General features: G+C 75.7%; 2 protein-coding genes. Both read left to right on the top strand.

Annotation, left to right across the window (positions count from 1 at the left end):
* Positions 1 to 1,039: DUF3152 domain-containing protein (locus L0B03_RS17065; protein WP_308200109.1), on the top strand; the 1,039-nt coding region annotated here is incomplete at its 5' end.
* Positions 1,040 to 1,090: 51 nt separating this feature from the next.
* Positions 1,091 to 2,071: UvrD-helicase domain-containing protein (locus L0B03_RS17060; RefSeq protein WP_250448096.1), on the top strand; the 981-nt coding region annotated here is incomplete at its 3' end.

Below are 2,071 nucleotides of genomic sequence, written 5' to 3'. Positions count from 1 at the left end.
GACCATGGGGCGCGTGGTCGTTCGTCCTGCTCAGCCCCGCCGCGCCCGCGCGGCGGTGTCGACGAGCGCCCGCGGACCGCGCCACGGTCACAGCCGACGACGTCGTCGCGGCCCCCGTTTCGGATCGCTGACTCTCGCGACGGCCGGGATCCTCTCCCTGGGAGCCGGTCTGGGCACGGGGGCGGCCCTCGACCGGGTCGTCGGCCCGCAGACCGAGGCATCGGCCCTCGGGGTGGTCTCGCCGGACGACTCTCGCGAGGACGTGGGCACCCCGTCGTCGACCCCCGCCGCTGCCCCGGCCGAGGACGCCGCCGCGGCAGGTCAGGGGCTGGGGCGGGTGGACGGTTCTGACCTGCCCGAGGTCTCCGACCCGGTCGAGCTGGTGCCACCGACGCCTCTGCCCACGCCGACCCCTGTCGAGCCCGACCCGGACGCGGTCGACGCCGACGGGCTGACGCTGGCCGATCGGGAGGCGGGGCTGCTCAGCACCGACGTGCCGGAGGCCGGCTCGGGCGAGCTCGTCGTCGTGCCCGGCGAGCAGGAGGCCCCTGACCCGAGCCTGCCCGTGCAGACGGTGCGGGTCGAGATCGAGGAGGGGCTCGACGTCGACCCCGAGCTCTTCGGCGCGACCGTCATGCGGATCCTCAACGACCCTCGTGGCTGGGGGGCTGACGGGTCGGTCAGCTTCGCCCGGACCACAGGGGATGCCCAGCACCGCGTCCAGCTCGTCTCGCCCGGGACGGTCGACCAGACCTGCGCCCCGCTCGAGACCCGCGGCCTGTACTCGTGCGCGATCGAGGGCAAGGCCGTGATCAACCACATGCGCTGGGTGCGGGCGACTGACGAGTTCGAGGACCGCACGCAGTACCGCGAGTACCTGATCAACCACGAGGTCGGGCACCTGCTCGGCCACGGGCACGTCGAGTGCCCGGCCGAGGGCGAGCTCGCCCCCCTGATGCAGCAGCAGACGGTCGAGGTCGCTCCGTGCGTCCCCAACGGCTGGGCGTTCCCCGAGGTGGAGGTCCCCGAGGAAGGCTGAGGGCCGGGCCTCACGGTCCGGACTGTCGGTGGGCTGTGATGGGATCGTCCCGTGCTCGCCCCCGTGACCCTGCGCCCTCCGGCGCCCGCCGCGCCACGGTGCACCCTCGACGCCGACCAGCAGCGCGCGGTCGACCACCGCGGTCCCGCGCTCCTCGTGCGCGGTGCGGCAGGCACCGGGCGGACGACGACGGCCCTCGAGATCGTCGCCGACCGGATCGAGCGGGGTGAGGTCGACGCCGAGCAGGTCCTGCTCCTGGCACCGACCCGGCGGTCCGCGGCCACGCTCCGGGACGAGCTCTCCGCACGACTGCGCCAGACCTCCGGCCGGCCCGTCGTCCGCACCGCCTCCTCGGCGGCCTTCGCGGTGCTGCGTGCCCGGGCCGCTCTGCTCGGTGAACCGCCTCCCGCCCTGATCAGCGGGCCCGAGCAGGACCTCGTCCTCGCGGACCTCCTCGAGGGCCACGCGGCGGGGGAGGGGGCAGGGGTCACCTGGCCGCCGCGCGTCCCCGAGGGTGCCCTGGGGCTGCGCGCCTTCCGCGACGAGCTGCGGGACCTGCTCATGCGCGCCGCGGAGCGTGGCCTGCGCCCCGAGGACCTGCACCGGCTCGGACGCCGGCACGACCGCCTCGAGTGGGTCGCTGCGGCCGCCGTCTACCGCGAGTACCTCGAGGTCACCCGGCTGCGCACCGGGACCCCGGACACGGGGGCACGTTTCGACGCGGCGGTGGTGGTCGACGAGGCTGCCGAGGCCCTGCGGTCCTGGGAGGCAGAGGTCCCGGGGACCCCTCGACCGCGCTGGCAGCTCGTCGTGGTCGACGACTACCAGGAGGTGACCGCGGCGACCGCCCGGCTGCTGCACGTCATGGCCGAGGACGGCGCCGACCTCGTCCTCCTCGCCGACCCCGACGCCGCGGTCCAGACCTTCCGCGGGGCCTCCCCGGGACTGGTCGACCGGGCGGCGCTCGCCCCCGGCAGCGAGCTCGGGGCCTTCGGGGCCGCCGAGGTCGGCCTCGGGCACGTCTGGCGTCAC

It is taken from the genome of Actinotalea sp. C106 (genome assembly GCF_023630195.1).
Classification (GTDB): Bacteria; Actinomycetota; Actinomycetes; order Actinomycetales; family Cellulomonadaceae; genus Actinotalea.
The sequence above is the reverse complement of the archived record's forward strand: the minus strand, read 5'-3'. Positions and strand labels throughout refer to the sequence as shown.